Source organism: Pseudomonas sp. (assembly GCF_030683065.1).
Classification (GTDB): Bacteria; Pseudomonadota; Gammaproteobacteria; order Pseudomonadales; family Pseudomonadaceae; genus Aquipseudomonas.
On record NZ_JAUXMX010000063.1, the window covers coordinates 127,333 to 154,006 of the forward strand.

The window sequence follows — 26,674 nt, forward strand, 5'->3', positions numbered from 1 at the left end:
CGGTTTGCGGCCAATGCTCCGTGCTGCGGTTCTGTGGCGCTTTTGTGGGAGGGGACTTGTCCGCGAATGGATATTGCCCGGGCCACGGTTCGTGGCCAAGGCCCCTCCTACGGTGCGGTGGTGCGCTTGCGAGGGTGGAAGACAACCGCTCCCGGATGGTATCCGGCTGCACCTTCGTCACCCTGCTTGCCGCAAACGCTGTTGCTCGTGTCATCCAGGCTAATGGAGGGCGACCGGGTATCAAATCGGTGGAATGATCAGGTCCAGTCGGGGGTAGTCGCTGTTGTGGTCGCTGTCCCCCTTGGGTGGTACGTGCTGGGTGTCGATCAATTTGTCGCCCTGTAGGGTCTCCAGGTGAATATCGAAGCCCCACAGGCGATGCAGGTGCTTGAGCACTTCGTCGGTGGAGTTACCCAGTGGTTTGCGGTCGTGCTGCTGGTGGCGCAGGGTGAGTGAGCGGTCGCCACGCCGGTCGATGCTCCAGATCTGGATGTTGGGCTCGCGATTGCCCAGGTTGTATTGGGCCGCCAGGGCTTCGCGGATGTTCTGGTAGCCGGGCTCGTCATGGATGGCCGGGACCAGCAGTTCGTCCTTCTGGTCGTCATCGAGAATGCTGAACAGCTTGAGGTCGCGGATTACCTTGGGTGACAGGTACTGCAGGATGAAACTCTCATCCTTGAAGCTGCTCATGGCGAACTTGAGCGTTGTCAGCCAGTCGCTGCCGGCGATATCGGGGAACCAGTGTTTGTCCTCGTCGGTGGGCTCCTCGCAGATCCGGCGAATGTCGCGGTACATGGCGAAGCCCAGGGTGTAGGGGTTAATGCCGCTGTAGTAGGGGCTGTCGAAGGACGGTTGGTAGATCACGCTGGTGTGCGACTGAAGGAACTCGATCATGAAACCGTCGGTGACCAGACCCTCGTCATACAGGTCGTTCATCAGGGTGTAGTGCCAGAAACAGGCCCAGCCTTCGTTCATCACCTGGGTCTGGCGCTGCGGATAGAAGTATTGGGCGATCTTGCGCACGATACGGATCACCTCACGCTGCCAGGGCTCGAGCAGCGGTGCGTGTTTCTCCAGGAAGTAGAGGATGTTTTCCTGGGGTTCCGAGGGGAAGCGTTTGTTGTCGTGGTCGCCACGCTTGCCTGCGCCCTTGGGAATGGTGCGCCAGAGGTCGTTGATCTGCTTCTGCAGATGCTCCTCACGCTCCTTTTGTCGGCGCTGCTCCTCCTCGGCGGAAATCGGATCGGGGCGCTTGTAGCGGTCGACACCGTAATTCATCAGGGCATGGCAGGAGTCGAGCAAGTTTTCTACTGCATCGATGCCGTGGCGCTCCTCGCATTGCATGATGTACTGCTTGGCGAACACCAGGTAGTCGACGATCGAGCTGGCATCGGTCCAGGTGCGGAACAGGTAGTTACCCTTGAAGAAGCTGTTGTGGCCGTAGCAGGCGTGAGCGATCACCAGTGCCTGCATGCACATGGTGTTTTCTTCCATCAGGTAGGCGATGCAGGGGTCGGAGTTGATCACGATCTCGTAGGCCAGGCCCATCTGCCCGCGCTTGTAGTTCTTCTCGGTGCTGAGGAAGTGCTTGCCATAGGACCAGTGGTGATAACCCAGCGGCATGCCAACCGAGGCGTAGGCATCCATCATCTGTTCGGCGGTGATCACCTCTATCTGGTTGGGGTAGGTGTCCAGCGCATAACGCTCGGCAAGTCGGCTGATTTCGCGGTCGTAGGCGCGAACTAGCTCGAAGGTCCATTCCGAGCCGGTGGAGATCGGTTGGCGTTTCTTCGCCGGTACGTTGCTGTCATACGCTGTCATGTCACAAGCCTCCGCTGGAACAGTTCGCGGAACACGGGGTAGATATCGCCTGCCGACACCAGTTGCTGCTGGGCAAATGTGTCGTCAAAGGCTTCGCTCACCTGCTGGTACTCGAACCACAGCGCCTGGTGCTCGCGCGGGGTGATCTCGACGTAAGTGAAGTACTGCATGAACGGCATGATCTGCTTGATCAATATATCCCGGCAGATCGGCGAATCGTCATTCCAGTTGTCGCCATCCGACGCCTGGGCACCATAGATATTCCACTCGTTGCTGGGGTAGCGTTCGGCCATGATCTCCTGCATCAGTTTAAGTGCGCTGGAGACGATGGTGCCGCCGGTCTCGCGGGAGTAGAAAAACTCTTCCTCGTCGACCTCCTTGGCGCTGGTGTGGTGGCGGATAAACACTACGTCGATCTTGTCGTAGTTACGCTTGAGAAACAGGTACAGCAGGATGAAAAAGCGTTTGGCAATGTCCTTGGTGGCCTGGGTCATGGAGCCGGAGACGTCCATCAGGCAGAACATCACTGCTTTCGAGCTGGGGTTGGGGTGCTTGACCAGCAGGTTGTATTTGAGATCAAAAGTGTCGAGAAAGGGCACCCGCTTGATTCGGGCCTGGAGCCGGCCGATCTCTGCTTCCAGCGCCTGAATATCACTGAAGTTGTCTGGCTCTTCACGCTTGAGCCGCTCCAGTTCGGCTTGGATATCTTTCAGTTTGGTACGGCTGCTGCCGGACAGCGCGATACGCCGGGCATGGGCTGAGCGCAGGGTGCGCACGATGTTGATCCGCGATGGATTGCCCTCGTTACTGATGCCTGCGCGTACGGTCTTGAAGGTGTCGGCCCCGGTCAGGTGGCGCTTGACCAGGTTGGGCAGTTCGAGATCCTCGAACATGAAGTCGAGAAACTCTTCCTGGGTGATCTGGAAGACGAATTCATCCATGCCTTCGCCGCTATTGCTGGCCTTGCCGGCGCCGCGCCCACCGCCGCCACCTTGCGGGCGTGGAATGTGCTCGCCGGTGGTGAATTCCCGGTTACCCGGATGCACGACGGTCTGTTTGCCGCCGCGGCCATGGTGAAATACCGGCTCGTCGATGTCGCGTCCGGGGATGCTGATCTGTTCGCCATGCTCCATGTCAGTAATGGAGCGACGGCTCACCGCCTCTTCGACGGCTTTCTTGATGTGGTCACGGTAGCGTCGCAAGAACCGTTGACGGTTTACCGTGCTCTTGTTCTTGCCGTTCAGACGGCGGTCGATCACATGGCTCATAGGGCCCCTCCGAGGAGCTGCAAGCCACAAGCTACGTGCTGCAAGTGCGACCCCGGCGTGCGGTCGCTGGTGCTTGCAGCCTGAAGCTTGCTGCTTATGGCTGCCTTACTGCGATTTGCGAACCCGCAGATACCATTCGGACAGCAGGCGAACCTGCTTGTCGGTGTAGCCGCGCTCGACCATGCGAGTGACGAAGTCGTTGTGTTTTTGTTGGTCCTCCTTGCTCGCTTTGGCGTTGAAACTGATGACCGGTAGCAGGTCCTCGGTGTTGGAGAACATCTTTTTCTCGATCACTACGCGCAGTTTCTCGTAGCTGAGCCAGGTCGGGTTCTTGCCGTTGTTGTTGGCCCGGGCACGCAGCACGAAATTGACGATCTCGTTGCGGAAATCTTTCGGGTTGCTGATGCCTGCTGGTTTCTCGATCTTCTCCAGTTCCTCGTTGAGCGCCACGCGGTTGAGGATTTCACCGGTTTCCGGGTCGCGGTATTCCTGGTCCTGAATCCAGAAGTCGGCGTAGAGCACGTAACGATCGAAGATGTTCTGCCCGTATTCGCTGTAGGACTCGAGGTAGGCGGTCTGGATTTCCTTGCCGATAAACTCGATATAGCGCGGCGCCAGGTACTCCTTGATAAAGCGCAGGTAGCGCTCACGGGTCTCGCCGGGGAACTGCTCCTGCTCGATCTGCTGCTCCAGCACATAGAGCAGGTGAACCGGATTGGCAGCAATCTCGTGGGGATCGAAGTTGAACACTTTGGAGAGGATCTTGAAGGCGAAACGCGTCGACAGGCCGTTCATGCCTTCATCGACACCCGCGCTGTCGCGGTATTCCTGGATCGACTTGGCCTTGGGGTCGGTGTCCTTGAGGTTTTCGCCGTCATAGACGCGCATCTTCGAGTAGATGTTCGAATTGTCCGGTTCCTTCAGGCGACTCAGCACCGAGAACTGGGCGAGCATCTTCAGGGTGTCCGGCGCGCAATGGGCCTTGGCCAGGGAGCTGTTGAACAGCAGTTTCTCGTAAATCTTGATTTCGTCGGTGACGCGCAGGCAGTAGGGCACCTTGACGATATAGATGCGGTCGATGAACGCCTCGTTGTTCTTGTTGTTGCGGAAGTTGTGCCATTCCGACTCGTTGGAGTGGGCCAGCAGGATGCCGCTATAGGGAATCGCCCCCAGCCCCTCGGTGCTGTTGTAGTTGCCTTCCTGGGTGGCGGTCAGCAGCGGGTGCAGCACCTTGATGGGGGCCTTGAACATCTCGACGAATTCCATCAGGCCCTGGTTGGCGCGGCATAGGGCACCGGAATAGCTGTAGGCATCGGCGTCGTTCTGCGGGAATTCCTCGAGCTTGCGGATATCCACCTTGCCGACCAGGGCTGAGATGTCCTGGTTGTTCTCATCGCCCGGTTCGGTCTTGGCGATGGCAATCTGGTTGAGGATCGAGGGGTACAGCTTGACCACGCGGAATTGGCTAATGTCGCCGCCGAACTCGGTCAGGCGCTTGGTTGCCCAGGGCGACATGATGCTGCTTAGGTAGCGCTGCGGAATGCCGTACTCCTCTTCGAGGATGGCGCCATCCTCGTCGACGTTGAACAGCCCGAGCGGCGATTCGAATACGGGTGAACCTTTGATCGCATAGAAAGGCACCTTTTCCATCAGGTGTTTGAGCTTTTCCGCCAGTGATGATTTGCCGCCGCCAACCGGTCCAAGCAAGTAGAGAATCTGCTTCTTCTCTTCCAGGCCCTGGGCGGCATGGCGGAAGTAGGAAACGATCTGGTCGATGCATTCTTCCATGCCGTGGAAGTCGGCGAAGGCGGGATAGCGGCGGATCACCTTGTTGGAAAAGATGCGTGACAGCCGTGAGTTGCTCGATGTGTCGAGCAATTCAGGCTCGCCAATCGCCAGTAGCAGACGTTCTGCTGCAGTGGCGTAGGCGCTACGCTCCTGCTTGCACAGTTCGAGATACTCCTGCAGGGAGTATTCCTCCTGCCGAGTCGCCTCGAAACGTTGTTGGAAGTGGCTGAATATGCTCATGACTTCACCTCGCGCGATGCTTAGAGCCGCCGTGGCCTCGGTTGTGCGGGTACGGGTGATCTGCTGGCATGTCAGCCGAGAAGACTCCCCCAGAACACCTAAAGGTCTTACCGATGGCCCGGATGCCGGCTAGCCGGCTCTACCTTGATTTTGGATGGCCTGAGCTAAAGGATAGTTCGGAATCGGCAAGATCAAGTGGCAACGAACGATAACAGGATATTACCGCTCGTTAGGCGGGGCGGTAGCCCAGTGCCGGCGTGGTTTTGAGGGGTGATAAATTTTTATTCGTCAGGCGTTTGTGCAACCTCGTCGGGGAAGGTCGCGCGCCACAATTCAAAGCCGCCGTCCAGGCTGTACACCGCCGAAAAGCCCTGGCCGACCAGGTAGGCTGCAGCACTCTGGCTGGAGTTTCCGTGGTAACAGGTGACGATCAGCGGCAGGTCGAGATCGGTCTTGGCGATGAAATCATGCAGCGAATGATTGTCCAGGTGCTGCGAGTCTTTGATATGGCCGGCAGCAAAGCTTTGCGGGTCGCGGATGTCGACCACTGTGGCGCCTTGCTGGCGCAAAACCTGGGCGGCGGCCGGGGGGATACGGGAAAATTCGCTCATGCGTGCACCTCGCTGCAGTCACAGCGGTGACGTTCGCCGCTGTCGATATTCAATAGGGTCAGGGCGCCGCCCCACACGCAACCGGTATCCAGTGCGAACAGGCCGGGCTCGTCACAGCGTCCTTCCAGGGCCGCCCAGTGGCCGAAGATGATCTTGTGCCCGCGGGTCTTGCGCTGTTTGTGGCTGAACCAGGGCGCATAACCGGGCGGCGAGCTGGCCACGTCTTCTTTGCTTTTCAGGTCCAGGGTGCCATCGGCCGTGCAGAAACGCATGCGCGTGAAGTAGTTGGTGATTACCCGCAGGCGGGCCACGCCATGCAGGTCCTTGTCCCACTTGGCTGGCTCGTTACCGTACATGCCGTCGAGGAACAGCGGAAAACGCGCATCGTCGAGCAAGGCCTCCTCAATCTCGGCGGCGCGCCTGAGGGCTTTGTGCAGCGACCACTGCGGTGGAATACCTGCATGCACGAGGATGGTGTCGCGCTCGGCGTCGTAATGCAGCAGTTTCAGGCGGCGCAGCCAATCGAGCAGGTCGGCGCGATCAGGCGCGTCGAGAATCTCCTGCAGGGTGTCGCTTTTCTTCAGGCGTTCGATATTCGACGCGACAGCCAGCAGGTGCAGGTCATGGTTGCCCAAGACGCAGGTCAGCGCATCGCGCATCTGGTAGAGAAAGCGCAGAGTGGCAAGCGATTCGGGGCCGCGGTTGACCAAGTCGCCGACCAGCCACAGGCGGTCATTCACTGGATCGAAGGCAACCTGCTCTAACAGACATTGCAGGGGCTTGAGGCAACCTTGCAGATCGCCTACGGCATAGGTAGCCATCAGTGCAGCGAGCCCGGAACCGCCAGGCGGAACGGCGCGATCAGGGCGTCGAACTGCTTGCCGTCTTCGGCGAGCATCTGATAGCTGCCCTGCATGGTGCCAACACGGGTGGCCATGACGGTGCCGCTGCTGTAGATGTGGCTGTCGCCGGCTGCGATCAGTGGTTGTTGACCGACTACTCCCGCGCCACGAACCTCCTGCACATGACCGTCGCCATCGGTGATCAGCCAGTGGCGCGACAGCAGTTTGGCCGGCAACTCACCTAGGTTGACGATGGTCACGTTGTACGCGAAGGCAAAGCGGTTCTGCTCCGGCTGCGACTGCTCTGGCAGGTAGCGGGTAACAATCTTGACGTCGACCTGGTAGCGAGAATCTGACATGGATAAAAACCTGCTTGTAATCTGCTGCACTGGGTAATGCTGTGTTGCAGGCGAGCCGGAACATGTTGTCTCGCAAGGCTCATCTGCAATCCGTAAGCTCGACTAAAGCAGCCGTCGCCGTTCAATGCGAACAGTCAGTTTAACGAGCTCAGACAGCGCTTGGTTGTTCGGCTTGTTGCTCGGCCAGTCGATCAGCCAGTCGATCAGCCAGGCAGACGAAAGCGGCAAGGTCCAGCTGCTCGGGCCGCAGGCTGCCATCTACACCGGCGGCTTCGATTTCATCATTACTGAGCAAGGCCTTTAGCGTATTGCGCAAGGTTTTGCGGCGCTGATTAAAAGCCTCGCGCACCACGTTTTCGAGCAGGCGGTGATCCTTGGCCGGGTGGGGCAGTACGTCATGCGGTACCAGGCGGACGATCGCCGAGTCGACCTTGGGCGGTGGATTGAACGCGCCGGGGCCGACATTGAATAGATGTTCCACACGGCAATGGTACTGCACCATGATCGACAGCCGGCCCCAGTCCTTGCCGCCGGGGACTGCAGCCAAGCGCTCTACTACTTCCTTCTGCAGCATGAAGTGCATGTCGCGGATCAGTGCGGCGTTGTTCAATAGGTGGAAAATCAGCGGGGTGGAGATGTTGTACGGCAGGTTACCGACCACGCGCAGGCTGTGCGGTGCCGGGTCGAGGCTGCTGAAATCGAACTTCAGGGCGTCGCCCTGATGCAGTTGGAAGCGCGGCTCGGCAGCAAACTTGGCATTGAGGATCGGGATCAGGTCGCGATCCAGTTCGATTACGTCGAGTTGCGCGCCGCTACTCAGCAGCCCTTCGGTGAGGGCGCCTTGGCCCGGGCCGATTTCCAGCACACGCTCGCCTTCACGGGCGTGAATGGCGCGCAGAATGCGGTGGATGACTCCTGCGTCGTGTAGGAAGTTCTGGCCGAAGCGCTTGCGCGCGCGGTGTTGGGGATGTTCGGACATGGAGCAGCTCCAAGCTTCAAGCCGCCAGCTTAAAGCGAATACGTAAAACGTCGCAGTTTAACAGTGAAGCAGCCACAAGCCTCAACCCTTAAGCCGTTGCCGGGTGAAACTCTCACTCCGGCACGCGCTTGAGGCCGCGCCCTCAGGCCTGGCTAGCGGCCATCTGATAGGCCGTTTCCAGGGCGACCTGCAGGCTGCCGGTGTCGATCTTGCCGCTTCCGGCCAGATCCAGCGCCGTGCCGTGGTCGACCGAGGTGCGGATAATCGGTAGGCCCAGGGTGATATTGACGGCCGCGCCGAAGCCCTTGAACTTGAGTACTGGCAGGCCCTGGTCGTGGTACATCGCCAGCACCGCATCGCAGTGGTCGAGGTATTTGGGGGTGAACAGGGTGTCGGCCGGCAGCGGGCCGACCAGGTCAATGCCTTCGCCGCGCAGTAGCGCAAGGGTCGGTTCGATCACCTCGATCTCTTCGCGGCCGAGGTGGCCACCTTCGCCGGCATGCGGATTGAGGCCGCAGACCAGAACGCGCGGCCGGGCGATGCCGAATTTAGTACGCAGGTCATGGTCGAGGATGCGGCTGACCCGGGCCAGGCGCTCGGCGGTGATGGCGGCGGCGACATCCTTGAGCGGCAGATGGGTCGTCACCAGAGCCACGCGCAGGCCGTGGGTGGCGAGCATCATCACCACCTGTTCGCTGTGGGTCAGCTCGGCAAGAAATTCGGTGTGCCCGGAGAAGGCAATCCCGGCCTGGTTGATTACACCCTTGTGCACGGGTGCGGTAATCATGCCGGCGAAGTGCCCATCGAGGCAGCCCTGGCCGGCGCGTCTCAGGGTTTCCAGTACATAAGCGGCATTGGCCGGGTTCAGTTGGCCGGGCTGCACAGCTTCGCTCAGCGGGGTATCCCAGACAAACAGGCTGCCGGCCGGCGCAGGGGCGGTCGGCCAGTTGCCGGGGCCTGCGTCGAGCAATTGAATGTTCAGGTTCAGGCAGTGGGCGCGCTCGGTGAGTAGCTCGCGGCTGGCGATGGCGATCAGCGCATGGGGCTGCGCCTGACGCGCGAGCAGCAAGCACAGGTCTGGGCCGATGCCCGCTGGCTCGCCTGGGGTCAGTGCGAAGAGGTGGTGTGCCTTCATGGACAGATTCTCCTGGGCTAGGGGGCGGGGAGCACTACTTTACGCTGCGGTTGTGCCTGCTGCAGAACGAAAAAGCCCGGCGTTGTGGGCCGGGCTTTTCGTTGCGAACGTCGGTCAGAGTTTGATTTCGACGTAGGCCTCGTCGCGTATCTGCCGCAGCCAGGCTTGCAGTTCTTCGTCGTATTTGCGGTTACGCAGCACGGTCAACGCCTGCTGCTCGCGGAACTGCGCGCTGCCATCGGTGGCCCGACGGCCAACAACCTGCAGCACATGCCAGCCATACTGGCTCTTGAACGGCTTGGACAGCTCGCCGCTGGCGGTGTTGCTCATCACGTCGCGGAACTCGGGTACCAGCACGCTGGGGTCGATCCAGTCGAGGCTGCCGCCGTTGAGCGCCGAGCCTGGGTCTTCAGAGACGCTTTTCGCCAGCTCGCTGAAGTCTTCACCAGCCAGTAGGCGTTCGTGCAGGCGCTCGATCAGGCGCTTGGTTTCTGCTTCGCTGCGAATCTCGCTAGGCTTGATCAGGATGTGCCGAACGTTGACTTCGTCACGCACCTGAGTGCCGCCGCCACGCTTTTCCAACAGCTTGAGCATGATGAAACCGCCGGGCGTGCGCATCGGCTCGGTGACGTCACCGACCGACATCGCGCCGATCATGGCGTCGAATGGCGGCGGCAGTTGCGCGGCCTTGCGCCAGCCCATTTCGCCACCTTCAAGAGCGGTCTCGCTGGCTGAGCGGGTGACTGCCATTTGGGCGAAGTCTGCGCCTGCACGCAGCTGCTGGTGCAGCTCTTGTACCTGGCGCTCAGCGGCCTGGATGTCTTGTGGAGAAGAACCGTCCGCCAGAGGGATGAGGATGTTGGCCAGGCGGAACTCTTCCGACAGCTGCATCTTGCCGAGGTCGGACGCGAGGAAGTTCTGCACCTCCTGGTCGGTGACCTGGATGCGCTCGGCTACCCGGCGTTGGCGCACACGGCTGATGATCATTTCACGGCGCACCTGATCACGGGCGTCGTCAAAGGACAGGCCATCCTGCACCAGTGCTGCGCGGAACTGCTCGAGGCTCATGTTGTTGCGCTGGGCAATGCTGGCCAGTGCCTGGTTTAGCTCTTCATCGGTGATCCGAATGCCGGAGCGGTCGCCAATCTGCAGTTGTATGTTCTCAATGATCAGGCGTTCCAGCACCTGCTGACTGAGGACCTGCACCGGAGGCAATTCCGCACCGCGCTTGGCGATGGTTTGCTGCACCTCGCGCACCCGCACGTCCAGCTGGCTTTGCATGATTACGTCATTGTCGACAATTGCCACGACGCGGTTGAGAGGTTGTACCTCGGCTTGCGCCGCAGCACCCAGAAACAGTGCGCCCAGCAGCAGCGGGCGCACGCAATCAGAAAGCTTGATCTTCACGTTCACGATAACCTTGAATGCCTTGATCGAGGAAAGTCTCAACCTTGTTGCCTGTTACACCACCCAGGCCCTTGAGGACGATTTGCAGGAAAATACCGCGGTCCGGCTCATCATTCAGTGCTGGATTCAGGCTGACTTCGTCATAGTCGATCCAGTAACGATTGATCAGGCGCAGCTTCCAGCAGCAGTTGTCGTACTCAAAGCCGCCGAAGGCTTCGAGGGTGCGATCACGGCCATAATCATACTGCCAGCGAGAGATCACGCTCCATTGCGGGACGATCGGCCAGATCACCGAGACGTCATGCTGGCTGACCTTGTAGTAGTCCTTGATGTAGTTGGGGCTGCCTGGCGTGCCGAAGTCACCGCCACCAACCAACCAGTTACCGGTGGTCTGGTCAAAACGCACGGTGTCGTTGCGGTAGCGATAACCGGCATTGACCACCTTGTTCGGATTGTCTTCTGGCTGATAGTGGAACATCGCGCTACCCGAACGGGTACTGCGGGTATCTGGGTCCCAGTTGAAGTCCGAGGAGAAGCGCCAGTCGCGGTTGAAGCGATACAGATACTCCAGGGCGTAAGGCGATTGTGAGGCCAGTGCGTCCTGATTGGTGCGGTAGTCGATACCGGGCATCTGCACCTTGCGGTCTTCGAAGTAGAAGGCCTGGCCGATGCTGAAGCGCTGGCGCTCGAAGCCGTTGCTCTCGATCCAGCGGTTGGTAACGCCCAGCGACAGCTTGTTCTCGTCGCCGATGCGGTCCTTGCCGGAGAAGCGGTTTTCACGCCACAGCGATGAGTAGCTGAAGGTGCTTTCGCCGGTGTCGAAGATCGGGATATCGGTCTGGTCTTCCTCGGGCACGTAGAGGTAGAACAGGCGTGGCTCCATAGTCTGGCGGTAGGATTTGCCGAACAGCGTGGTGTCGCGATCGAAGTACAGACCGCTGTCGACGCTGAAGATTGGCACGCCACGATCCTGGCTACCGTTGAACTCCTCTTCGGCCAGCAGGCTAGCCTTGCCCTGTTGGTCGAGGCTCAGGTCGTAATTGGTGTGCAGGTATTTGACCTGTGGCTTGACGAAGCCCCAGCTCCAGTCGATCGGTAGGCTGACGGCTGGCTCCAGGTGCAGGCGACTACCGTTGGCGCGGGCCAAGCCACGCAGGTTGGCGTCGTACCAAGGCTGTTCGGCCACGCCCTCTTCATTGATAAAGTTGCCGGAGCGCAAGTCGCGGTCGAAACGCACCAGTTCACTGCCGTAGCTGATGTTCAGGCCACCGGGCTGGAATGGCAGGGCGCCATTCAGGGTGATCTGCGGCATGCGGTTATACGGCGTGATATCGGTGATGTTGGCCAGTTCGTAAGCGTGCGCATTAAGGCGCGCGGTGTAGCTGCCGCCGCGATAGGTCAAGGTGCCGCGCTGGTTGACGTAGCTGGTGGAGCCGATGCCGAGATCGGTGTTCAGATCCTGGAAGTAATAGGGGTCACTGATGTCGGTGTAGTCGACTTCGGTCAGCAGGCGCGAGTCGAGGCCGCCCTTGTGCTGCCAGCTGTAGAGCCAGCGCTGATCTTCGAATTCGGACTGCAGTTTGCGGTCGTCGTTGCTGTCGTCGAGGTAGGCCGCGCCAAGCTGGCCTTCGCTGCTCTTGGTCAGGTAGCGACCCTCGCCTTCGAGGAGCAGGCCGCGATCGCTCATGTAGGTCGGGTAGAGCGTGGCGTCGTAGTGCGGCGCCAGGTTGAAGTAGTACGGTGTTTGCAGCGTCATGCCGTTGTCGCTGGAGCTGCTGATGCTCGGCGGCAGGAAGCCGGACTGACGGCGGTCGTCAATCGGGAAGTAGATATAGGGTGTGTAGAAGACCGGGAAATCCTTTACCCGCAGGGTCACGTTGGTCGCCGTTCCGAAACCGGTGGCCGGGTTCAGCGTGACGTTGTTGCCCTTCAGGTGCCAGGTATTGCTGCCCGGTTCGCAGGAGGTATAGGTACCGTCCTTTAAGCGGATGACGGCACTCTCTTCGCGCTTGGCGTACAGCGCGCTGCCGCGTACATGACTTTTGTGTAGCACGTACTCGGCGTTCTCGACCTTGGCTTCACCGTTGTCGAGTTGCAGTTCGGCGCGGTCGCCGACGACCAACATGCCCTGATCGCGCAAGCGCACGTTACCAGTCAGTTCGCCGCGATTCTCGGCCTGATACAGGTTGGCTTCGTCGGCCTCGACCTGCAGCCCGGCTTGACGCAGTACAACATCGCCAGCCAGGGTGGCGACCTGCTCTTCCTGCGCGTAGCGCGAGGCTTTGGCAGAAATAAACAGTGGCGCCTGACTCATCGGCGTCTGGTCGTTCATTCCCGGCCGGCTCGGCTCGACATAGCCGCCTGCACAGTAGGGGCCGACTTCTGCCAATTGCGCTTCGCTCAGGTTCTCGCGGGGCACCCAGTCGAGGTGACTGTAGTCGGCGCTGCGTGAAGCCAGGGCTTTGCCGCCACTCTCTGTGACCAGGGTCGTGCCAGAGGCTCGGCCGGTGTCAGGGCTGCCTTGGCGCTGGGCCGTGGCGGTTGGCGTCACTGTCTGCGCGGGCCGTTCAGGCACCGCAGCGCTACTGGCTTTTGGGGCACATGCCCAGCCCCCGGTAGCGGATACCTGGCAGTTATACTGCTCGGCAGCGACAGCAAATTGGCTGGCCATTGGCTGTAAGGCCAGAAGGCCGCCAGTTACCAGAAGAGGGAATTTTTTGCTGAACCTAGGGTATTTTACTGCCATCTTGTTTTCCGGGCTTCCTGCGCGCATTGGGCCCAGGGGCCGCACGCCTCTCGATGGGCTGAAAAAGATGCTGGATAATAAAGCATGACCCGCGTAACGGCTAGCGCCGTCGGAGACCCTCGTAATGCCTGATGAAGATATACGCCTGCAGCTCCTTGAACGTTGGCTCGACCAGCAACTGCCAGCCCTGTTTGCTGCCCGCGGCTGGGGGAATGTGCCGACTGGCACGCTGACCTCCGCCAGCAGTGACGCCAGTTTTCGCCGTTATTTCCGTTGGCAGGGTGATGGTCACAGCTTGATCCTGATGGATGCACCGCCGCCTCAAGAGGATTGCCGGCCCTTCGTCAAGGTCGCCGAGCGGCTGACCGAGGCCGCAGTCAATGTGCCGCAGATTCTTGCGGCAGATCTGGAGCGGGGGTTTCTCCTGCTCAGTGATCTGGGGCGGCAGACCTACCTGGACGTGATCGACGGGCAGAACGCCGATCAGTTGTTCGACGATGCCGTGCAGGCCTTGCTGGCTTTTCAGCAGCTGCCGATGGATGCGCCGCTGCCCAGTTATGACGATGCCTTGCTGCGCCGCGAGCTGCAGCTATTTCCCGAGTGGTATGTGCAGCGTCACCTGGGCGTGGAGCTGGATGCGGCGCAACAGGCCGCTTGGCAGCGCATCTGCACGCTGCTGATCGACAGCGCCTTGGCCCAGCCCAAGGTGCTGGTGCATCGCGACTTCATGCCGCGCAATCTGATGCTCGGCACGCCGAACCCGGGTGTGCTGGATTTTCAGGATGCGGTTTACGGTCCGGTGACCTACGACATTACCTGTCTGTTCAAGGATGCCTTTCTCAGCTGGCCCGAGGTGCGGGTGCGCGCCTGGCTTGCCGGCTATTGGCAGCAGGCCAGGGCGGCAGGGATTCCGGTGCAGGCCGAGCTGGACGAGTTCCTGCGTGCCAGCGACCTGATGGGCGTGCAGCGGCATCTCAAGGTAATCGGCATTTTCGCGAGAATCTGCCACCGCGATGGCAAGCCCAGGTATCTGGACGATGTGCCGCGCTTCTTCGCCTATATAGAAGCCGTACTGGCGCGCCGGCCGGAGTTGGCCGAACTGGCGCAGCTGTTCGCCAGCCTGCCCCGGGTCGCGGCGGTGCCAGCATGAAGGCGATGATCCTGGCGGCTGGCAAGGGCGAACGCCTGCGTCCTTTGACCCTGCATACGCCCAAGCCGCTGGTCCGGGCCGCCGGTGTGCCGTTGATCGAGTACCACGTGCGCGCCTTGGCCGCCGCCGGCTTTAGCGAGCTGGTGATCAATCACGCCTGGCTCGGTCAGCAGATCGAAGACTACCTGGGCGATGGTGCGGGCTTTGGCCTGAGCATCACCTATTCCGCCGAAGGCGAGCCGCTGGAGACTGGTGGCGGGATTTTTCGTGCGTTACCGCTGCTGGGCGATCAGCCTTTTGTGCTGGTCAATGGCGACATTTTTACCGATTACCCCTTTGCTCAATTGCGTCAGCCCTTGGCGGGGCTGGCTCATCTGGTGCTGGTGGATAACCCGCCGCATCACCGTATTGGTGACTTCGCGTTGTGTGCCGAGCAGGTCAGCGAGACGCATGCCGAGCAGCCGAGTCTGACCTACAGCGGCATCGCCGTGCTGGCTCCGGCGTTGTTTGCTGGTTGCCAGCCGGGCGCCTTCAAGCTGGCCCCTCTGTTGCGCCGTGCCATGGGCGAAGGTGTGGTGAGTGGCGAGCGCTTCGCCGGCCGCTGGGTCGATGTTGGCACCCATGAGCGCCTGGCCGAAGTCGAGCATTTGCTCGCCGTGGGGCACTAAGTGCTCTGGCCTGCGACGTTGCTCGGTGCCGTCGGCGGCCTGGCCCTGGCCAGTATTCCAGGCGCCTTGCTGGGCGGGCTGCTCGGTCAGGTCGTGGATCGACGCTTGCGCTTGCACAGTTGGTCGGCGTTGCGCGAGCGGCTTGGCGGCAAGCCACATCCGGGGGATGAGGAATTGCTGTTTGTCCTGCTTGGTCGTCTGGCCAAGTGCGATGGCCGGGTGCTGCAAGCGCATATCCTCCAGGCGCGTGCCGAGATGCAGCGCCTGGGCCTGGATGCCGCGGGGCGGCAGCGGGCGGTCGAGGCTTTCGCGCGTGGCAAGACCGGACGTGATGGCTTGCGTGCGCCACTGCGCCGCCAGCGCGCCCAGGCGGAAGCCCTGTTGCGTGCGTGCTGGCGCATGGCCTGGGTGGACGGTCGGCTCAGCCAGACGGAGCGCGAGTTGATTCTGCTCTGGGGCAAGTGGTTGGCTGTGTCGATGGCAACCCAGCAAGTGCTGAGCGCGGCCTATGCGCCGAAACAGGGGTCGGTCGCGGCCGGCGGTGGTAGTTATCAGCAGGCGCTACAGCTGCTCGGCGTGACTGCCGATAGCGAACCGGCGCAGATCAAACGCGCCTACCGGCGCCTGTTGAGCCGCCACCACCCGGACAAGCTGGTCGGCAGTGGTGCATCGGCGGAGCGGCTGCGCGAAGCCACGGAAAAGACCCGTGAGCTGCACCAGGCCTATGGGCTGGTTCGCCAGCGCCGCGGCTTTCGTTAGGCGATGCTCCCGCAGGGCTTGTAAAGCTCTCGCCTCCAGGGTCCTGCGCGCCTATTAATTACCCCGAGCAACCCGCGATCCGTGTCACTCGCCGCGGGCAGTGCACCATGGCCACTCAGCGCGCCTTCAGTTGCAGCGTCAGCCAGCCGCGCAGTCGGCGGTAGAGTTGCTCCTGCTCGACCTCAAGGTTGCCCGGCAAGGCCTTGAGGGCCACCTGGGTATAAGCCGGGTGTTCCTGGCGCTTGCTGGCCTGGACGCGTCGGGCAGCGGCGTTGCGTTCAAGCTGTTGATCTTTGTAGAAGAAGTCGCCAGTGGCCAGTTTGAGGCTGGCTTGCAGTTCGTCCAGTCCTGGGCTGGCATCGGCTGCCGGCTTGACGTTCACCAGCAGCAGGCTGCGCACGTCGGCGGGTTGTTCTTCGCTGAGGTAGCGTGTGCTCCAGTATCCGCCGCTGCCGTGGCCGAGCAGGACGATGTGCTTGACCTGCCGCTGGCGCGCCAGTTCCAGCGCCGCGCTGATGCGCTGCTTGATGCGCTCGGCGTGACGTTCGGCGGGGTCTTGCGCGGGTTGATCGTTCTGGATGCTTGGCGCCGGCTCTACGGCGTCGGCCGCTGGGGCCGGCTCCTCGGTAGCGCCCGCAGCGTCAGTCTCATCGCTGTTGACCGGTTCATCGGCTGGCGGAGCCGTGTTTGCGGGGTTGATGCTGGATGCTGGCGGCAGTGCATCCTGTGGGTCTGGCAGGCTCAGGGTCAGGCTGTGCCAGCCGGCCTCTGGCAACTTGCGTCGCAATGGGCCAAGCACGTTGGGCCAGTCGGCGCTTTCGCCATCGCCAGCCACCAGTATCACCACGCCATGGGCCTCGGCCGTATTGGCGGGTAGCCACAGGGCGAGGAAAGACTCCTCTCCAGCCTGGAGTAATTGCTGTTCCTGGTCGGGTAAGAGGCGGCTCAGCGCGCTGGCAGCATCTGCGCTGCGCTCGGTTTGTGCTGGGCGATCCAGGTCTGCCGCGGTCGGATCAAGTGCTGCGCCCTGGTCGTCTGCGGTGCCGGGTTCTTCGGCCTGCAGTGACGAGCTGATCGGCAGTAGCAGGCTCAGGCTCAGGGCTGTCAGCAGGGGGCGAAGGGCGCGGGGCATGGGCTACTCCAGAGCAGGACAATAAGCGCTTTAGCCTACTGCTTGCGCGGCGCTTTGTCAGCGCTATCCCTTGGCGAGCGGGCCCTCGACTGGAGTAAGGTATGAACACGTGAACCCTCGTGCTGGTTTGGCCTGACGACGATGGTTGTTTTCACCTCTTGCGAATCTTTTCCCACGTCCTGACAGAGTAGTTTTGGCAATGAGTTCCATGTGGTCGCGCTTTCTCTTTTTATTGCTGGTGTGGCCGTTTTTTGCAGGGGCTGAAGATACGCTGCTGCCCCTGCGTCCACTGTATACGGCCGAGCAACAGGCCTGGCTCGGCGAGCATCGGCAGCTGCGTGTAGGGCTGCTCATGCAAGCGCCCTGGGCCTTGTATGACCGGCGTCTGCAGCGGCTTTCCGGGGCCAATGTCGAGCTGATGAGCCGCGTATTAAAGGGCATGGGTGTGCAGCCGGTCTGGTTGCGCTACGCCGACCAGGACGAGCTGGATGCCGCGTTGCGCCGAGGCGAGGTCGACCTTGCCCCAGGGCTGCAACAGACTCCACGAGGCCTGCGCTTATGGCTCTACTCCGCACCTTACATGCGGGTGCCGCATCTGGTGGTGAGTGAGCAGCGCGGTATCAGTGCGGTTGACCTCGATCGCCTGGGGTACGATGAGCCGGTCGCGGTACGCGAGCCGAGCGCCGCGTTCGAGTACCTGTACAAGACCCACAACAACCTCCAGTTGCAGGCGGTGAGTTCGGAGCGAGTGGGGCTGTTGCGCCTGCTGCGTAAGGAGGTCAGCTACGCGGTGGTTGACGAGGCGCGGCTCAGCTTGCTGTTGCGCGAGCCGCAGTTTGCGACCCTGAGTATCGTCGGCGATATCGGTCTGCCCCAGTTGCTGCGCGTCGCCAGTCGGCGCGACGAACCACTGCTGGCGGAAATCATCGAGCGAACCCTTGAGGCCATGCCCGGGCGCGAGATCGAGCGCCTGCGTGAGCGCTGGCTGCCGTTGAAATACCCGCAGATCGGTGAATCCCTGGCCTTCTGGCGCGGCCTCGCGTTGTTGCTGTTGCTGGCCTTGCTCAGCGCCGCGGCCATCGTCTTGCACCTGCGTCAGCAGCGCCGCGGTCTGGAGCGGCAACTACTCGGTGTGCGCCAGGAGTTGAGCCAGCGCGAGGTGGCGGAGCAGGCCCTGCGCCTCAGTCAGTTTTCCATCGACCACAGCACCGTAGGCATTCTCTGGGTCAATTGGGACAGCCATGTGCGTTATGCCAACCGCGCCGCCGAAGAGATGCTCGGCTATGCCAGCGGGTCATTAGTGGAGCTGCCGTTGCAGGTGCTGGAGCCCAGCCTGAATATGGATCGCTGGTTGAGCCTGTGGAAGCTGGCGCGTAGCACCGGCGAAGCCTTGCCGGGTTTCGAGGCCGAGTGCCGGCGCGCCGATGGCAGTGGCTTGCCGGCAGATGTGTCGCTGAGCTTCCTGCGTTTCGATCGGGCGGAATACCTAGTGGTGTTCCTCGCCGATGTTACCGAGCGTCGTCGCGCCCGCGCCGCCCTGCAGGAAAGCGAGGCACGGCTCAAAGGTATCGCTGGCAATGTGCCTGGGCTGGTGTTCCGCCTGGAGCGCGCCGCGATTGAGCAGCCGGTGGTGTTTGCTTACATCAGCGAGGCCAGCGCCGAACTGGTCGGTTATCCGGCCGTCGAGTTGCAACGCGTTGACCGTGGGATTCGCAGCCTGGTGCATCCCGACGATCAGGCCAGCTACCGGCGCACCCAGGACGCGGCCCTCGCCGGGGACAGTGACTGGCAGTGGCAGGGGCGCATTGTTACTCGCGCCGGGCAACTGCGATGGGCCGATATCAAGGCCACCGCGCGGCGCCTGGGCGAGGGGCGGGTGGTGTGGGACGGGATCGTCTGGGACATTACCGAAAATAAACAGGTGGAGCTGGCCCTGGGCGAATCGCGGGCGCGCCTGCGTGAGTTGTCGGCGCATCTGGAGAGCGTGCGCGAAGAGGAAAAGGCGCGCATTGCCCGCGAGGTGCATGACGAGCTGGGCCAGGTGCTCACCGTGCTCAAGCTGGAAACGGCCATGTGCGAGCTGGTCTGTTCCGGTCAGATGCCGGAGCTGGATAAGCACCTGCAGAACATGAAGCGCCTGATCGCCCAGCTGTTTCAGCTGGTGCGCGATGTGGCCAGCGCCCTGCGCCCGCCGATTCTCGATGCCGGCATCGCCTCGGCCATCGAGTGGCAGGTGCGCCGCTTCGAGGCGCGCACCCAGATCCCGTGCATGGTCGAGGTGCCGGAAAACTTGCCGAAACTCAGCGATGCCAAGGCCATCGGCCTGTTTCGCATTCTGCAGGAGGCGCTGACCAATATCATGCGCCACGCCGGCGCGCACAGCGTTCAGGTGAGCCTGCACCTGGAGGACGGCGAGCTGTGCCTGTGCGTCAGCGATGACGGCAAGGGTTTTGCGCCCGAGCAGCGCAAGCCGGGACAATCGTTCGGCCTGGTCGGCATGCAGGAGCGGGTATTGATGCTCGGCGGCCAGTTGCAGATTGACAGCCAGCCCGGCGAGGGGACTACGCTGTACGCACGAGTGGCGGTGGCCGAGGAGGACGTGGTGTGATTCGGGTAATAGTGGCTGAGGACCACGCCATAGTGCGTGAAGGAATCAAACAGTTGATCGGTATGGCCCGTGACCTCGAGGTAGTCGGCGAGGCAGGCAATGGTGAACTGTTGCTCGAGTGCCTGCGCAAGACTGCCTGCGACGTGGTGTTGCTGGATATCAGCATGCCTGGCGTGAATGGCCTGGAGGCGATTCCACGGATCCGTGCGCTGGCCAACGGCCCGGCGATCCTGGTGCTGTCGATGCACAACGAGGCGCAGATGGCCGCCCGCGCGCTGAAGATCGGCGCGGCCGGTTATGCAACCAAGGACAGTGACCCGGCGCTGTTGATCACCGCCATCCGCAAGGTGGCCGGCGGTGGCCGCTACATCGACCCGGATCTGGCCGATCGCATGGTCTTCGAGGTCGGCCTGACCGATTCACGGCCGCCCCATGCCCAGCTTTCCGAACGTGAGTTCTCGGTGTTCGAGCGTCTGGTGCGCGGCGAAGGGGTCAACGATATCGCCCTGCATCTGGCGATCAGCAACAAGACCGTGAGCACCCACAAGGCGCGCTTGATGCAAAAGCTCGGCGTGCACTCGATGGCCGACCTGGTGCGCTATGCCATGGAGCATCGTCTGGTCTGAGCGGCTGATCTCGCCATGCGGCGTGAGTCATCGGATGCGTGCTGTGGAAAAACGCTCGCCTGCTGCCGCAGCACTGCTGACTCAGAACCGCCTGCGCACTGCTCTGCAATAGGGCGTTCAGCCTGCCTGGATATTGCGCTAATCCTGCCCGAGGCAAGGCGTGCAGGCCTCCCAGCGACGGCCATTCTGGTGCATTGGGCGCCTCTTACTGGGGCGTTGCGCGGGGCGTTGTTTTTGTAGGGCAATCCCTACGCCAATCTCTCCGTTCGCCTTATAAAAGGTTGTCATCCTGCCTGATTTTGCCGCCGGTATAACGCCCCTAGTCTTGTGCCATCAGCGTGCAGACAACAACAAAGGGTGTGGCAATGACCGGGTCTCAGGCAAGCGATGTGTTGGTGAGCTTTCGTGGCGTGCAAAAAAGCTATGACGGCGAAAACCTGATCGTTAAAGATCTCAATCTGGATATCCGCAAGGGCGAGTTCCTCACCCTGCTCGGGCCGTCCGGTTCGGGCAAGACCACCAGCTTGATGATGCTGGCCGGTTTTGAAACCCCCACCGCCGGGGAAATTCTCCTCGGTGGACGTTCGTTGACCAAGCTGCCGCCGCACAAGCGTGACATCGGCATGGTGTTTCAGAACTATGCGTTGTTCCCGCACATGACGGTGGCCGAGAACCTGGCGTTCCCCCTGACGGTGCGCGGTCTGTCGCGTACCGACACCAGCGAGCGGGTCAAGCGTGCACTGTCGATGGTGCAGTTGGATAGCTTCCGCAATCGCTACCCCGGGCAACTTTCCGGCGGCCAGCAGCAGCGTGTGGCCCTGGCCCGCGCCCTGGTGTTCGAGCCGCAACTGGTGCTGATGGACGAACCCCTGGGTGCCCTCGATAAGCAGTTGCGCGAGCACATGCAGATGGAGATCAAGCACCTGCACCAGCGTCTGGGCGTGACTGTGGTTTACGTCACCCACGACCAGGGCGAGGCGCTGACCATGTCCGACCGGGTCGCGGTGTTCCATCAGGGCGAGATTCAGCAGATCGCCGACCCGCGCACCCTGTATGAGCAGCCGAGCAATACCTTCGTCGCCAACTTTATCGGCGAGAACAACCGCCTCAGCGGTCACCTGATCAGCCGTGATGGCGAGCGCTGTGTGGTCGGCCTGGCCCGTGGTGAGCGGGTCGAAGCGCTGGCGGTGAATGTCGGTCAGCCAGGCGAGCCGGTGACCCTTTCGGTACGTCCCGAGCGAATCCGCTTGAACGGTCACAGCGAGGCCTGCCCGAACCGCTTCTCCGGGCGAGTTGCCGAGTTCATCTATCTGGGCGACCACGTGCGGATTCGCATGGAGGTCTGCGGTAAAAGCGACTTTTACATCAAACAGCCGGTGGCCGAGCTGGACTCCGTTTTGGCCGTCGGCGACTTGGTGCCGCTCGGCTGGCATGTCGAGCACGTCCGTGCACTCGACCCGCAGCAGCCGGACTGAACCTATTAGTAGTGCTTCATCCTTACCCATGTGACACAGAGGAGATAACAACAATGTCGAGATCCCTGAAGTTTGCGGCCCTGGCCGTTGGGGTGGCCCTTGCAGTACCGGCAATGGCTGTCGATTTGACTGCGATTTCATTTGGCGGCGCGAGCAAGGTTGCGCAGGTCAAGGCTTTCTACGAACCCTTCGAGGCAAAAACCGGTAACAAGATTCTGGCCGGCGAGTACAACGGCGAGATGGCCAAGGTCAAGGCCATGGTCGACACCAACAGCGTGAGCTGGAACCTGCTCGAAGTTGAATCGCCCGAGCTGGCGCGTGGCTGTGACGAAGGCTTGTTCGAACCGCTCGATCCGGCATTGTTCGGTAACCCGGACGATTTCATCGACGGCGCTATCCAGCCGTGCGGCGTAGGTTTCTTCGTCTGGTCGACGGTGCTGGCCTACAACGCCGACAAGCTGAGTGCAGCACCGACCGGTTGGGTCGATTTCTGGGACGTAGAGAAATTCCCCGGCAAGCGCGGTCTGCGCAAGGGCGCCAAATACACCCTGGAATTCGCCCTGATGGCTGACGGCGTGGCGCCGACAGAAGTCTACAAAGTACTGGCGACCCGCGAAGGTGTTGATCGCGCCTTCCGCAAGCTGGATGAGCTCAAGCCGAATATCCAGTGGTGGGAAGCCGGTGCCCAGCCGCCGCAGTACCTGGTCTCGGGTGATGTGGTGATGAGCTCGGCCTACAACGGTCGGATCGCTGCCGTGCAGGACGAAAGCAACCTGCAGGTGGTGTGGAACGGCGGCATCTACGACTTCGATTCCTGGGCGATCCCGCGTGGTGCCACGAATCAGGAGCTGGCCAAGCAGTTCATCGCCTTCTCGGTAGAAGCTGAGCAGCAGAAAATCTTCGCCGAAAACATTGCCTACGGCCCGGCCAAGAAACAGGCCATCGACCTGCTGGCACCCGAGCGTCTGAGCGTCATGCCGACCACGCCTGAAAACATCAAAGACCAGGTCGCCATCGACGTGACCTTCTGGGCTGACTACGGCGAGCAGCTGGAACAGCGCTTCAATGCCTGGGCTGCGCGTAACTAAAGCCGCCTGACCCGACCCCGGCTGCAAGGCCGGGGTTACTCGTCGGCCCGTGCGGCCGTTGCATACGGAGTTTTTCATGGCCAGCGTACTGCCTGTTACCGACCTGCCTACCACCAGCCCCAGTCTCAAGCAGCGTCTGGCCCGCGCCGAACGTTTCAATCGGCTCAAGTCCAAGGCGCTGATCTTGCCCTTGCTGGTGTTTCTTCTGCTGACCTTCCTGGTGCCAATCGGTGCCTTGCTCTGGCGCAGTGTGGATAACCCGGAAGTGGTCACCAGTCTGCCGCTTACTGTCGATGCCATCGCCGAGTGGAATGGTAAGGCACTGCCGAGCGAGGCGGTGTATCGCGCCGTGGCTCTGGATATCGTCGAGGCGCGCAAGCAGCGCAGCCTGGGTGATCTGTCCAAACGGCTGAACATGGAATTGGCCGGCTTTCGTAGCTTGATCAGCAGCACCGCCCGTGCTTTGCCTTTCGCCAGCGAACCGGCGTCTTACAAGGACGCTCTGGAAAACCTGGATGAGCGTTGGGGTGATCCGGCCTATTGGCAGGTGATCCGCCGCAACAGTTCGAGCATTACCCCCTATTACCTGTTGGCTGCCCTCGACCATCGCATCGACGATCTCGGCGAGTTGGCCAGTGCCACTCCGGACCAGGCCATCTACCTGGATATTTTTGTGCGCACCTTCTGGATGAGCCTGGTGATTACCGTCATCTGCCTGGTGCTGGCTTACCCGCTTGCCTACCTGCTGGCCACCTTGCCGACCCGGCAAAGCAACCTGCTGATGATCCTGGTGCTGCTGCCCTTCTGGACCTCAATCCTGGTGCGGGTCGCGGCCTGGATCGTGCTCTTGCAGTCAGGCGGGTTGATCAATGGCGCGCTGCTGTCGCTAGGCATCATCGATGAACCCTTGCAGTTGGTGTTCAACCGCAGTGGGGTGTACATCGCCATGGTGCATATCATGCTGCCGTTCATGATTCTGCCGATCTACAGCGTGATGAAGGGCATCTCGCCCACCTATATGCGCGCCGCGGTATCCCTGGGTTGCCATCCCTTCGCCAGCTTCTGGCGGGTGTATTTCCCGCAGACCCTGGCCGGGGTCGGCGCGGGCTGTCTGCTGGTGTTCATCCTGTCGATCGGCTACTACATCACCCCGGCGCTGCTGGGTAGCCCGAGCGACCAGATGATCAGCTATTTCATCGCCTTCTATACCAACAACACCATCAACTGGGGCATGGCCACCGCCCTTGGCAGTCTGCTGCTGGGTGCCACCCTGGTGCTTTATGTGGTGTACAGCTGGCTGGTTGGTGCAAGCAAGTTGAGGCTGGCCTAAAACAGTCTGCGTCGCAGGCATCTGATGGCCCTGTCCCGTTTTGGGAGAGGGCGCTTCAAGCACAAGATCAAGTGGAGTAAGCCCCTATGCTCAGCCCCTACCTGTCACCCGTCGAGCGCGTCTGGTACTACAGCCTGCGCACTCTCTGCGCCCTGGTGCTGCTGTTTCTGATCCTGCCGGTGTTGGTGATCATCCCGTTGTCGTTCAACTCCGGCAGCTTTCTGGTCTACCCGCTGCAGGGCTTTTCCCTGCGCTGGTACGAGGACTTCTTTACCTCCGCCGACTGGATGCGCTCGCTGAAGAACAGCATGATCATCGCCCCGGCGGCCACCGCCCTGGCCATGGTATTCGGCACTCTGGCGGCGATTGGCTTGACCCGCGGCGAGTTCCGCGGCAAGGCCCTGGTGATGAGCCTGTTGATCTCACCGATGGTGGTGCCGGTGGTGATCGTCGGTGTGGCCAGCTACCTGTTCTTCGCTCCGCTGGGGTTGGGTAACAGCTACTTCTCGCTGATCGTGGTGCATGCAGTGCTGGGCGTGCCCTTCGTCATCATCACGGTGTCGGCCACCCTGCAGGGCTTCAACTATAACCTGGTGCGCGCTGCTGCCAGCCTCGGCGCTTCGCCGCTGACTGCGTTCCGCCGGGTGACCCTGCCGCTGATCGCTCCAGGGGTGATCAGTGGTGCACTGTTTGCCTTTGCCACGTCCTTCGACGAAGTGGTGGTTACTCTGTTCCTCGCCGGCCCGGAGCAGACCACCTTGCCACGACAGATGTTCAGCGGCATCCGCGAGAACCTCAGCCCGACCATCGCCGCCGCGGCGACCCTGCTGATTGGCTTCTCCATCCTGCTGTTGCTGACCCTGGAATGGCTGCGCGGGCGCAGCGAAAAAATGCGTACCCAGCAACCAACCTGATCGCCAAACGAATAAGAGAGTCCGCATGAGCCTTGAGTTGAAGGACCCCAGCCTGCTGCGCCAGCAGGCTTATGTGAATGGCCAGTGGTGCGAGGCCGACAGCGGCGCGCGCACCGAGATATTCAATCCGGCCAACGCTGAAAAAATCGGCAGTGTGCCGAACATGGGCCGCGGTGAAACCCGTCGTGCCATCGAAGCGGCGCAAGCCGCGCAGCCGGCCTGGCGCGCATTGACCGCCAAAGAGCGGGCCAATCGCCTGCGGCTGTGGTTCAACCTGATCATGGCCAACCAGGAAGACCTGGCGCGGATCATGACCGCCGAGCAGGGCAAGCCCCTGGCCGAGGCCCGCGGCGAGATCGCCTACGCCGCCTCCTTTATCGAGTGGTTCGCCGAGGAGGCCAAGCGTGCCTACGGCGATGTGATTCCGGCGCATGCCATGGACAAGCGCATTCTGGTACAGAAGGAACCCGTCGGCGTGACCGCGGCCATCACGCCGTGGAACTTCCCCAGCGCCATGATCACCCGCAAGGCCGGTCCGGCTCTAGCCGTGGGCTGTGCGATGGTCCTCAAGCCTGCGCCGCAGACCCCGTTCTCGGCCCTGGCCCTGGCCGCTCTGGCCGAGCGCGCGGGTATTCCTGCCGGCCTGCTCAGCGTGATCCCGGCCGACGTGGACGCCAGCCGTGAGGTGGGCGCCGAACTGTGCGAGAACCCGATCGTGCGCAAGCTGTCGTTCACCGGCTCGACTGGCGTCGGCATCAAACTGATGCAGCAGTGCGCGCCGACCCTGAAGAAGCTTTCGCTGGAACTGGGCGGCAACGCGCCTTTTATCGTCTTCGACGATGCCGACCTGGATGCGGCAGTCGAAGGGGCGATCATCTCCAAATACCGCAACGCCGGGCAGACCTGCGTCTGCGCCAACCGCCTGTATGTGCAGGACAGCGTGTATGACGCCTTCGCCGCCAAGTTGCAGGTGGCGGTGGCCAAGCTCAAGGTCGGCAACGGCATGCACGAGGGCATCACCACCGGCCCGTTGATCAACGCCGAGGCGGTGGCCAAGGTCGAGCGGCATCTGGCTGATGCCCTGGACAAGGGCGCGACCCTTGTCGCTGGCGGCAACAGCCTGGGCGGCAACTTCTTCGAGCCGACCATCGTCAGCGGCGTGACTGCAGACATGGCGGTGGCGCGTGAAGAAACCTTCGGCCCGCTGGCGCCACTGTTCCGGTTCAGCGACGAGGGCGATGTGATCCGTCAGGCCAACGACACCGAGTTCGGTCTGGCTGCCTACTTTTATGCCCGCGACCTGGGGCGCGTGTTCCGCGTGGCTGAGGCGCTGGAGTACGGCATGGTTGGCATCAATACCGGGGTGATCTCCACCGAAGTGGCGCCGTTCGGCGGCATGAAGTCCTCAGGGCTGGGTCGTGAAGGCTCGAAATACGGCCTGGATGAGTACCTGGAAATCAAATACCTCTGTATGGGCATCTGATGGCCCTTTCGTAGGGTGCGCGGGGTCGCCTAGGCCGTGCGCACCTTGCCCCTATTTTCGGTGCGCACGGCGCACCCTACGGTAAAGCCAGATCCGAGGAATGACATGAGCAAGACCAACGAATCTTTGATGCAACGCCGCACCGCTGCCGTTCCGCGTGGCGTCGGGCAGATCCACCCGATCTTCGCCGACCGGGCGCAGAACGCCACGGTGATCGACGTTGAAGGCCACGAGTTTATTGACTT

The 26,674-nt window shown here is 61.6% G+C and carries 21 protein-coding genes and 1 pseudogene; 11 read left to right on the forward strand and 11 right to left on the reverse strand.

Annotation, left to right across the window (positions count from 1 at the left end; translation table 11 throughout):
• Positions 1–240: 240 nt before the first annotated feature.
• From Q8K09_RS20675 to Q8K09_RS20720, 10 genes are all read right to left on the reverse strand, one after another.
• Positions 241–1,821 (reverse strand): SpoVR family protein, encoded by a 1,581-nt coding sequence (locus Q8K09_RS20675; protein ID WP_305256884.1) that lies wholly within the window; start codon positions 1,819–1,821, stop codon positions 241–243.
• Entirely contained in the window at positions 1,818–3,089 is a 1,272-nt protein-coding gene (locus tag Q8K09_RS20680; RefSeq protein ID WP_305256885.1) for a YeaH/YhbH family protein, read from the reverse strand. Before Q8K09_RS20680 ends, Q8K09_RS20675 begins: the two co-directional genes overlap by 4 nt.
• Before the next feature lie 105 nt (positions 3,090–3,194).
• Positions 3,195–5,117, reverse strand: a complete 1,923-nt coding sequence (locus tag Q8K09_RS20685; RefSeq protein WP_305256886.1) for a PrkA family serine protein kinase — start codon at positions 5,115–5,117, stop codon at positions 3,195–3,197.
• Between the two features lie 281 nt (positions 5,118–5,398).
• The gene (gene glpE, locus Q8K09_RS20690; protein WP_305256887.1) at positions 5,399–5,728 is read right to left on the reverse strand and encodes a thiosulfate sulfurtransferase GlpE; all 330 of its coding nucleotides are present in this window, start codon (positions 5,726–5,728) and stop codon (positions 5,399–5,401) included.
• Entirely contained in the window at positions 5,725–6,549 is an 825-nt protein-coding gene (locus Q8K09_RS20695) for a symmetrical bis(5'-nucleosyl)-tetraphosphatase (RefSeq protein ID WP_305256888.1), read from the reverse strand. Before Q8K09_RS20695 ends, glpE begins: the two co-directional genes overlap by 4 nt.
• Entirely contained in the window at positions 6,549–6,929 is a 381-nt protein-coding gene (gene apaG, locus Q8K09_RS20700) for a Co2+/Mg2+ efflux protein ApaG (RefSeq protein WP_305256889.1), read from the reverse strand. The genes Q8K09_RS20695 and apaG overlap by 1 nt, the downstream gene beginning before the upstream one ends.
• A gap of 148 nt (positions 6,930–7,077) precedes the next feature.
• The gene (gene rsmA, locus Q8K09_RS20705) at positions 7,078–7,908 is read right to left on the reverse strand and encodes a 16S rRNA (adenine(1518)-N(6)/adenine(1519)-N(6))-dimethyltransferase RsmA (RefSeq protein ID WP_305256890.1); all 831 of its coding nucleotides are present in this window, start codon (positions 7,906–7,908) and stop codon (positions 7,078–7,080) included.
• 142 nt (positions 7,909–8,050) lie between these two features.
• Positions 8,051–9,043 carry a 4-hydroxythreonine-4-phosphate dehydrogenase PdxA gene (pdxA, locus tag Q8K09_RS20710; protein WP_370869590.1) on the reverse strand — a complete coding sequence of 331 codons (993 nt, stop codon included), beginning with the start codon at positions 9,041–9,043 and terminating at the stop codon, positions 8,051–8,053.
• Between the two features lie 114 nt (positions 9,044–9,157).
• Entirely contained in the window at positions 9,158–10,450 is a 1,293-nt protein-coding gene (locus tag Q8K09_RS20715; protein ID WP_305256891.1) for a peptidylprolyl isomerase, read from the reverse strand.
• Positions 10,431–13,196, reverse strand: a complete 2,766-nt coding sequence (locus Q8K09_RS20720) for an LPS-assembly protein LptD (RefSeq protein ID WP_305256892.1) — start codon at positions 13,194–13,196, stop codon at positions 10,431–10,433. Before Q8K09_RS20720 ends, Q8K09_RS20715 begins: the two co-directional genes overlap by 20 nt.
• A gap of 124 nt (positions 13,197–13,320) precedes the next feature.
• Here Q8K09_RS20720 and Q8K09_RS20725 point away from each other — a divergent pair, with 124 nt between their 5' ends.
• From Q8K09_RS20725 to Q8K09_RS20735, 3 genes are read left to right on the forward strand one after another with little or no spacing between them, the layout of a single operon-like run.
• Positions 13,321–14,346: an aminoglycoside phosphotransferase family protein gene (locus tag Q8K09_RS20725; protein ID WP_305256893.1), complete on the forward strand. Its 1,026-nt coding sequence runs from the start codon at positions 13,321–13,323 to the stop codon at positions 14,344–14,346.
• On the forward strand, positions 14,343–15,014 hold the full coding sequence (gene murU / locus Q8K09_RS20730; protein WP_305256894.1) for an N-acetylmuramate alpha-1-phosphate uridylyltransferase MurU: 672 nt from the start codon (positions 14,343–14,345) through the stop codon (positions 15,012–15,014). The genes Q8K09_RS20725 and murU overlap by 4 nt, the downstream gene beginning before the upstream one ends.
• Positions 15,015–15,773 carry a DnaJ domain-containing protein gene (locus tag Q8K09_RS20735; protein ID WP_305256895.1) on the forward strand — a complete coding sequence of 253 codons (759 nt, stop codon included), beginning with the start codon at positions 15,015–15,017 and terminating at the stop codon, positions 15,771–15,773.
• 115 nt (positions 15,774–15,888) lie between these two features.
• Here Q8K09_RS20735 and Q8K09_RS20740 read toward each other — a convergent pair whose 3' ends face one another.
• Positions 15,889–16,905: an alpha/beta hydrolase family protein gene (locus tag Q8K09_RS20740; protein ID WP_305256896.1), complete on the reverse strand. Its 1,017-nt coding sequence runs from the start codon at positions 16,903–16,905 to the stop codon at positions 15,889–15,891.
• 199 nt (positions 16,906–17,104) lie between these two features.
• On the opposite strand from Q8K09_RS20740, the gene Q8K09_RS20745 reads away from it, so the two are divergent.
• The 8 genes and pseudogenes from Q8K09_RS20745 to Q8K09_RS20780 form a co-directional block, all read left to right on the forward strand.
• Positions 17,105–19,513, forward strand: coding sequence for a PAS domain S-box protein (locus Q8K09_RS20745; RefSeq protein ID WP_305256897.1), 2,409 nt, complete (start codon positions 17,105–17,107; stop codon positions 19,511–19,513).
• Positions 19,510–20,139 (forward strand): response regulator transcription factor, encoded by a 630-nt coding sequence (locus tag Q8K09_RS20750; protein ID WP_305256898.1) that lies wholly within the window; start codon positions 19,510–19,512, stop codon positions 20,137–20,139. Before Q8K09_RS20745 ends, Q8K09_RS20750 begins: the two co-directional genes overlap by 4 nt.
• Before the next feature lie 365 nt (positions 20,140–20,504).
• Positions 20,505–21,614, forward strand: coding sequence for an ABC transporter ATP-binding protein (locus tag Q8K09_RS20755; RefSeq protein ID WP_305256899.1), 1,110 nt, complete (start codon positions 20,505–20,507; stop codon positions 21,612–21,614).
• 53 nt (positions 21,615–21,667) lie between these two features.
• Positions 21,668–22,702: an ABC transporter substrate-binding protein gene (locus Q8K09_RS20760; RefSeq protein ID WP_305256900.1), complete on the forward strand. Its 1,035-nt coding sequence runs from the start codon at positions 21,668–21,670 to the stop codon at positions 22,700–22,702.
• A gap of 76 nt (positions 22,703–22,778) precedes the next feature.
• Entirely contained in the window at positions 22,779–24,032 is a 1,254-nt protein-coding gene (locus Q8K09_RS20765; RefSeq protein WP_305256901.1) for an ABC transporter permease, read from the forward strand.
• Positions 24,033–24,118: 86 nt separating this feature from the next.
• A complete protein-coding gene (locus tag Q8K09_RS20770; protein ID WP_305256902.1) occupies positions 24,119–24,946 on the forward strand; it encodes an ABC transporter permease in 828 nt (275 codons plus the stop codon).
• A gap of 25 nt (positions 24,947–24,971) precedes the next feature.
• A complete protein-coding gene (gabD, locus tag Q8K09_RS20775) occupies positions 24,972–26,429 on the forward strand; it encodes an NADP-dependent succinate-semialdehyde dehydrogenase (protein WP_305256903.1) in 1,458 nt (485 codons plus the stop codon).
• A 105-nt stretch (positions 26,430–26,534) separates the two neighbouring features.
• Positions 26,535–26,674, forward strand: a pseudogene (locus tag Q8K09_RS20780) (4-aminobutyrate--2-oxoglutarate transaminase); the annotation flags it as partial.

Excerpts from the sequence above, each read along its gene's own strand:
- Q8K09_RS20675 (WP_305256884.1), bottom strand. The coding sequence starts at position 1,821 with ATGACAGCGTATGACAGCAACGTACCGGCGAAGAAACGCCAACCGATC.
- gabD (WP_305256903.1), top strand. The coding sequence starts at position 24,972 with ATGAGCCTTGAGTTGAAGGACCCCAGCCTGCTGCGCCAGCAGGCTTAT.
- Q8K09_RS20760 (WP_305256900.1), top strand. The coding sequence starts at position 21,668 with ATGTCGAGATCCCTGAAGTTTGCGGCCCTGGCCGTTGGGGTGGCCCTT.
- Q8K09_RS20695 (WP_305256888.1), bottom strand. The coding sequence starts at position 6,549 with ATGGCTACCTATGCCGTAGGCGATCTGCAAGGTTGCCTCAAGCCCCTG.
- Q8K09_RS20755 (WP_305256899.1), top strand. The coding sequence starts at position 20,505 with ATGACCGGGTCTCAGGCAAGCGATGTGTTGGTGAGCTTTCGTGGCGTG.
- Q8K09_RS20740 (WP_305256896.1), bottom strand. The coding sequence starts at position 16,905 with ATGCCCCGCGCCCTTCGCCCCCTGCTGACAGCCCTGAGCCTGAGCCTG.
- Q8K09_RS20725 (WP_305256893.1), top strand. The coding sequence starts at position 13,321 with ATGCCTGATGAAGATATACGCCTGCAGCTCCTTGAACGTTGGCTCGAC.
- murU (WP_305256894.1), top strand. The coding sequence starts at position 14,343 with ATGAAGGCGATGATCCTGGCGGCTGGCAAGGGCGAACGCCTGCGTCCT.
- Q8K09_RS20680 (WP_305256885.1), bottom strand. The coding sequence starts at position 3,089 with ATGAGCCATGTGATCGACCGCCGTCTGAACGGCAAGAACAAGAGCACG.
- glpE (WP_305256887.1), bottom strand. The coding sequence starts at position 5,728 with ATGAGCGAATTTTCCCGTATCCCCCCGGCCGCCGCCCAGGTTTTGCGC.
- Q8K09_RS20745 (WP_305256897.1), top strand. The coding sequence starts at position 17,105 with ATGAGTTCCATGTGGTCGCGCTTTCTCTTTTTATTGCTGGTGTGGCCG.
- Q8K09_RS20765 (WP_305256901.1), top strand. The coding sequence starts at position 22,779 with ATGGCCAGCGTACTGCCTGTTACCGACCTGCCTACCACCAGCCCCAGT.
- Q8K09_RS20770 (WP_305256902.1), top strand. The coding sequence starts at position 24,119 with ATGCTCAGCCCCTACCTGTCACCCGTCGAGCGCGTCTGGTACTACAGC.
- pdxA (WP_370869590.1), bottom strand. The coding sequence starts at position 9,043 with ATGAAGGCACACCACCTCTTCGCACTGACCCCAGGCGAGCCAGCGGGC.
- apaG (WP_305256889.1), bottom strand. The coding sequence starts at position 6,929 with ATGTCAGATTCTCGCTACCAGGTCGACGTCAAGATTGTTACCCGCTAC.
- Q8K09_RS20685 (WP_305256886.1), bottom strand. The coding sequence starts at position 5,117 with ATGAGCATATTCAGCCACTTCCAACAACGTTTCGAGGCGACTCGGCAG.
- rsmA (WP_305256890.1), bottom strand. The coding sequence starts at position 7,908 with ATGTCCGAACATCCCCAACACCGCGCGCGCAAGCGCTTCGGCCAGAAC.
- Q8K09_RS20720 (WP_305256892.1), bottom strand. The coding sequence starts at position 13,196 with ATGGCAGTAAAATACCCTAGGTTCAGCAAAAAATTCCCTCTTCTGGTA.